The organism is Bacillus sp. JJ634 (genome assembly GCF_036962285.1).
Taxonomy (GTDB): Bacteria; Bacillota; Bacilli; order Bacillales; family DSM-1321; genus Peribacillus; species Peribacillus asahii_A.
On record NZ_JBALMU010000040.1, the window covers coordinates 23,377 to 29,798 of the forward strand.

Annotated in this window: 6 protein-coding genes; 2 read left to right on the forward strand and 4 right to left on the reverse strand. The window is 38.9% G+C overall.

The window, feature by feature from the left end:
- Positions 1 to 8 precede the first annotated feature (8 nt).
- On the forward strand, positions 9 to 884 hold the full coding sequence (locus V7068_RS07635; RefSeq protein ID WP_499711980.1) for a UCP032817 domain-containing protein: 876 nt from the start codon (positions 9 to 11) through the stop codon (positions 882 to 884).
- Between the two features lie 353 nt (positions 885 to 1,237).
- Positions 1,238 to 1,423, forward strand: coding sequence for a hypothetical protein (locus V7068_RS07640; protein ID WP_127759877.1), 186 nt, complete (start codon positions 1,238 to 1,240; stop codon positions 1,421 to 1,423).
- Between the two features lie 105 nt (positions 1,424 to 1,528).
- On the opposite strand, the gene V7068_RS07645 is transcribed toward V7068_RS07640, so the two are convergent.
- From V7068_RS07645 to V7068_RS07660, 4 genes are all read right to left on the reverse strand, one after another.
- Complete coding sequence (locus tag V7068_RS07645) at positions 1,529 to 2,962, reverse strand: aldehyde dehydrogenase family protein (RefSeq protein WP_499711982.1); 1,434 nt, start codon at positions 2,960 to 2,962, stop codon at positions 1,529 to 1,531.
- A 19-nt stretch (positions 2,963 to 2,981) separates the two neighbouring features.
- Positions 2,982 to 4,616: an acetolactate synthase large subunit gene (locus tag V7068_RS07650; RefSeq protein WP_499711984.1), complete on the reverse strand. Its 1,635-nt coding sequence runs from the start codon at positions 4,614 to 4,616 to the stop codon at positions 2,982 to 2,984.
- A gap of 429 nt (positions 4,617 to 5,045) precedes the next feature.
- The gene (locus V7068_RS07655; protein ID WP_499711986.1) at positions 5,046 to 5,588 is read right to left on the reverse strand and encodes a nitroreductase family protein; all 543 of its coding nucleotides are present in this window, start codon (positions 5,586 to 5,588) and stop codon (positions 5,046 to 5,048) included.
- Between the two features lie 115 nt (positions 5,589 to 5,703).
- Positions 5,704 to 6,012 (reverse strand): DUF2935 domain-containing protein, encoded by a 309-nt coding sequence (locus tag V7068_RS07660; RefSeq protein WP_499711988.1) that lies wholly within the window; start codon positions 6,010 to 6,012, stop codon positions 5,704 to 5,706.
- Positions 6,013 to 6,422: the final 410 nt, after the last annotated feature.

The following is a 6,422-nucleotide window of genomic DNA, read 5'->3' on the forward strand; positions in this document are numbered from 1 at the left end:
GGAGGACAATGAGTTGGTTCTCTGCAATCAAAAAGCGTTGGAAGCAGAATAAACGAGAACGCTATCAAGAAGAATTCCGCCAAAACTTTGAAGACACATTAGCGATTCATGAATTAGAAACAGTCCATGTAAATTTGATTAAACACTTACATGTCGCTCTAAATCCAGAATATATGGAAGAGGTCAATACGGAGTTTCGCTTGAAATTTCCGCGCTATTCGCAACGACAAGTAAATGAGCTTTGGCGAGAGTTAAAAAGGTATTTCGTATTAGCCGCTATTTTTAAACAAGTAGAGATGTTTCATGATAAAGTCGATGAGCTTTGGCATCTCATGTTAGAGAATCCAAACAAATACAATCAGTTCTGCCAAACGTTTATCGGACACAAAATCGAGCATATCCCGCACAAACAGCCAACATGGAAACCGACAGAACGCACTTTATTTGATTTTTATTATGTACAGCTATTTACCGTAGACATGATTTCACTTAAAATTTGGCGAAAATTTTTTAAAGAAGATAAAGGCATTTCTTTCTTGAATGAATTTACATCTCGTGAACTAGCAAGTTTAAAGCAAACCTATATGCGCACGAATACGAGCCAAGAAGCGGAACAAACCTTTGAATTTTTCATAGCAAAATTAAAAGACGCTCAAAAAGAGGGAAATCTTCACTGGAAGAAACAATATGAACAGACCGACAATGCGAGTCCAGCTTACTTTGCTTATGTCGAGGCTGATGAAGATACAAAGCATGAATTTAAAGACATTTTTGGCGGCGACTCTACAGACTCTGGAAACTCCAACGATTCCGCTTCTAGCCATAACGACAGCGGATTAGATACATCCAGCTGTTCGTCTTGCAGCTCATGTTCGTCTTCATAAGAGAGAACGAAAAAAGAATGTACCAGGTCTATTCTGGTACATTCTCTTTCAAAATAGTAATCATTTTTTACGCATGTAAACGATGCTCCTGTTTTTCCTTTTCAACGCCTTTCTTGGTCAACTTTAACTTTCCAAATCGATAATAAACAAAGATAGCAGCAATACAACCTATTACTAATAAAAGTGCATCGAATTTAACAGAACCTTAAGAAAAGGACTTGATCTGAAAAATTTCCCGATATATGTAGATTAATTTAGGGGGACATTTTGCAGGAAAATACAGGTTCTTTCTATAAAGTATTAAAAAGGACAAAACAATGTCCAACAAATCAGTGGGAAGGTGGTCGTTGTTTATGAGCCCGGATTTGACTATACAACAAATTGCCGAAACAATTCCAAAAGCCGTATTAAATGCATCGGATAAAGATTTAGAAAGCTTTCACAAAATTCTCGAAGAAACGATTAAACTACGAGAAGGACACAGAAACTTACAGCAATTAATTAAAAGCTTTTCTTCTTCTGTCATTCAACGCTCATGAAACATTTCCTATAGAGAAGCCTCGATTAATGGGTCTTTTTCAAAGAACCCACTATTCGAGGCCATTTTAAGTGCCTTTTCAAGCACTCATCACAAGCTACTACGTTCATTCATCACCAATTTTAAAGCTGATAAATTTTTGCTCCATCATTTCTTCCATTGCATATTTAACCCCTTCTCTACCAACGCCGCTATCCTTCCAGCCGCCATAAGGCATATTATCAATCCGATAGGTTGGAATATCATTGACGACAACTCCACCCGTTTCAAGCCGTTCCGCTGCATAAAATGCTCGTTCAATACTTGGTGTCATCACTCCGGAGTTTAATCCGTAGCGGGAATCATTCGCATCCTTAATCGCCTCATCTAACGTAGCAAACGGAAAAACACAAACAATAGGGCCAAATACTTCAAAACGAAACACTTTGGAGTCTCGGTTTACATTCGTTAATACAGTTGGATATAATACATTTCCTTCTACATTTCCGCCGCATTCAATTGTAGCCCCTTCTTGTACAGCCTCATGTATCCAACTTTGCAGACGGTCCAATGATTTTTTCGAAATGACCGCCGTAATATTCGTATCCTCATTAAGCGGTGAACCGACAACAAGTTGCTTCGTCCGGCTAACGAACCGTTCTAAAAATTGTTGATAAAGTGATTGATGAACATAAATTCGTTGAATGGAAATACACACTTGTCCATTATTAGAAAAAGCACCTAATACACTCCGTTCAATGACTTTATCAATGTTTACCCCTTCATCAATAATAAAAGGGGAATTGGAGCCGAGTTCAAGTGTCAATTTACGAAAACCTGCTTGCTGCTGAATCAGATGCCCCACCTCTACACTGCCTGTAAACGTCACTTTTTTCACATGCGGATGAGTCGTTAATGCTTCACTCAAAACATCGCCTTTCCCAGGAATAACATTCAATACCCCTTCTGGAAGCCCCGCCTCTTTAAAAATCTCAGCAAGGACGAGTGCACTAATCGGTGTTTGCTCAGCTGGTTTTAACACAATTGAATTTCCGGCCGCAATAGCTGGTCCCACTTTATGCGCTACGAGATTGAATGGAAAATTAAACGGAGTAATCGCCGTCACCACACCAATTGGCGTCCGAGTTGTAAAACCAAAACGTTTCTCCCCTCCTTCTGCAGCATCCATTGGAATTTGTGTTCCATAATTGCTTTTAGCCGCTTCTGCTGCGAAACGATACGTTTGAACGGTGCGATTAATTTCCTCACGGGCATTGCGAATCGTTTTGGCCGATTCTAAAGAAATGATTTTGGCATATTCTTCACTACGTTCTTCCATAATCGTGGCCGCTCTTGCTAAAATCTTAGCACGACGATGTGCCGGATACTCCCGGAATTTCTGAAAAGCCGTATGCGCTTCAACCACTGCTTCTACGGCATCCGCAGGTTCGGCCTGTCCAATTTCAGTTAATAGTTCATTCGTATGCGGATTATATAAAGGCTCATAAGTTTTCGCCTCCCGCCACTTTCCACCAATCCATAATTGCCATTTTTGCCTCATCTTTCATCACACCTCATTCTTATAATTTACAAATATAATCACCAAGCGTTTGGGATAATTTAACATTCTCGGAATAATCGACATCCACATCGATTAGGACAATATCTTGGCTCTGAATGGCCTCTTCTAATGCAGGAAGCAAGTCATCCGAATGCTTCACCTTAATTCCTTTCACACCGAAACTTTCAGCGAACTCAATAAAATTCGGATCTTCAAATTGAATAGCATTGGATCGATTAAATTTATTCAGTTGTTTCCACTCGATTAAACCAAATTTAGAGTCATGAAAAATAATAATGACAATCGCAAGACCTAAACGTTTTGCTGTGGCAAGTTCAACACCATTCATTAGAAAGCCGCCATCACCGGTAATCGCAATGACCGGTTTATCCGGCTGTGCTAGTTTTGCAGCAATGGCGCCGGGAACAGCAATCCCCATTGAGGCAAATCCATTGGAAATAATGACATGATTCGGCTTTTCTGGCTGATACATACGAGCAATCCATAGTTTATGAGCGCCCACATCCGAAATGACAATCGCTTCTCCTTTTTCCGCCTTTTTTAAGTCAGCAAGAATTCTTTGTGGAATAACAGGGCTGCCGGATACCTCATCAGACTCATGCAGTTTCTCAACCAACTGATTCTTTAACTGTGTTACCTTTGACCAAAGTTCTTTTTCTTCAACATAGCTGTTTAAAGCTTGAATCGTTTCTTTAACATCACCGACTAATTCGGCTTGGACTGGATAATACGCATCGACTTCAGCAGGCAAACTATCAATATGAACAATCGGGTTCATCGCTTCATCATTCCAATATTTCGGTAAATATTCGACAATGTCATAGCCTATCGTAATAATGACATCAGCAAGATCAAAGCCACAAAGCACATAATCCCTTGCTTGCATGCCAACTGTATATAGGGTCAATGGATGATCGGAAGGCAGCACCCCCTTTGCCATAAACGTATTAACTACCGGAATATTTTTCGCTTCGGCAAACTGGCGTAACGCGTCTGTTGCTCCATCACGAATAACCCCATTTCCAGCTAAAATAATCGGTCTTTTAGCACGGTTAATCAATTCTGCTGCCTTTTTGATTTCTTCCTCAGCTGGACGGGAGATGGGTAATCGTGTCACAGGAATTGGTTCTCCTTCTGTATCCATCAGCGCCACATCTTCCGGAAGCTCAATATGAACGGCGCCAGGTTTATCAAGAAGGGCCGTTTTAAACGCTTTTCGAATGATTTCCGGTATTGTGTGAGGCACATGAATTTGTTGGCTCCATTTCGTTGTTTCTTCAAAAACACCAACAATATCCACATACTGATGGGACTGTTTATGAATACGTTCAAGACCTGCCTGACCTGTAATCGCGACAACAGGTGAGTAATCTAAATAAGCATTTCCTACTCCTGTTAATAAATTGGTTGCACCCGGCCCAAGTGTAGCCAAACAGACACCCGGCTTTCCAGTTAAACGCCCATATACATCAGCCATAAAAGCTGCTGCTTGTTCGTGATGGACTAAAATAAAGTCAATTTCAGAGCCAATAAGAGAATCAACAAGATCCGTATTTTCCTCTCCAGGAATGCCAAAAATATATTGAACCCCTTCATTTTCTAAACAGCGTACAAATAAATCCGAAGCTTTCAAGACCATTCCTCCATTATAAATTCGAAATATCTCCTTCTATGGTGGCTATTCAACTAAAAAATTATGTAGCTAAAATGTAAGAGTTCAACAATCTTCTTTAATTACGCATAAAAAAACTCGTTACTTATAGATGAACGAGCTTTAACAGAGTGAGACTTATTTTAGAAATACCCTATAGAGCTACAGGCTGCTTTAAAAATAATGTAATTGCTTCAGCTTCAGAACACTTGCTTTTTCAGACGAACTTTTTTAGTAGTCAATACACTTAAAACAGCTCGAACTTTTCTTGCAAAGGAAGGAGTGTTGTTGGAGAATAAGCTTTTTATATGTATGGATGGAAAAGGAGAAATAATATTGATTAGGGAATTCCTTCTTCACTTTTAGTCAAATTGGATTTTCCCTCATCATTAAAAAGGGGAATTTTCTCCCCTATTCTTTCGTTTCGTCACTTGAAAACTTTTCAATATGAACAATCTTTTCACGTGATTGATGTTTTTTTCTTTGAGGGGCCTCCAATGGATAGCCCATGCCCAAAACAGCTACAATTCTACGATTATTAGGGATCCCCACAAGTTCTCTTACATATCGTTCCCGTCTTTCGGATTCTTCTTGATCCTCTGAGTGATAGACCGCTCCAAAAGCCAGTCCCAACCCTAAATCTGTAGCTGTAAGCCAAATAAAAGAACTGGCGATTGAAGCATCTTGCAACCAATATTTGCTTTCACCAGGTCTTCCCGTAATAATGATTGCTGCAGTAGCTTCTTTCAACCATTTCATAAATGGTGTTGTTTCAGATAGCTTGTCTAATCTTTCTCTTTTAGTTATTACAATCAATTCTCTTGAAGGTAAATTATTCCCCGTTGGAGCATAGTATCCCGCATCCACAACCTGTTCTAAAATTTCAGCGGGAATTTCTTTACTTTCAAAGCGGACAATCTCTCTTCTTCCTTTTATCACATCAAGTACACCCAAAGATTCTACCCCCTTTTTCATTTCCTTATCTCTGTAAATCATAAACTCTTATTTTCACTATAAAGCAAGGATTGGGCGATTCCAACAAAATATTCGGATTCTCTAATGATATGATTCAACACAACCTTTGCTGTTGGATTTTCACCGACTGCCTTGCTTTCGTTTTTGATTTGTTGGCATAGCTTAATAAATTCCAAGCTAAAGAAGTGAGTTGTAACACTTGCTGATAAAGCTGCGCTGGCACATACGACCCTGAACGAGTAACAGATTCAATATACCGGACAACATGTTGGTGTGTTTCTCCCAATACCTTCTCCCATTCCTTTAAAGCATTCACATAATTCGATTCCGAATTAGAAACTAGCTCACGAATGACAACGGTATGCTCTTCTTCTTGATGCTTCCAAAATTTAGCCTCATCCAATATACGTAAAAGTATTTGTGGACCGTAATAAAATTACATATTCTCTCCCCTATTTCCCTACCTCGTTTTAACGTATGGGATTCATAAAAAGGATATGACTGTTCGTCTTATTTTCATGTTGGCTTTATCAGATGAATCTGCTAATTTTCGGCTCAATTCGTATGGGACCGCACTCATTTTATTTTTATTACCAATATTATTTAATACGTTTTTATATAAAAAAATAATTGGTTCTGTAAAGAGCTCCCATTGAATAATTACACTCATCTTGGAGCATATTAACACCAAATAGATTTAGCCAGTTCAGGAGGAAAAATATGATGAATCTCGCAAGCCAGCTCATTATCATCGGATTTGCATTAATTGCACTTATTTTTATAGTTCTTGTTATTTTTCTAATTTATCTAATC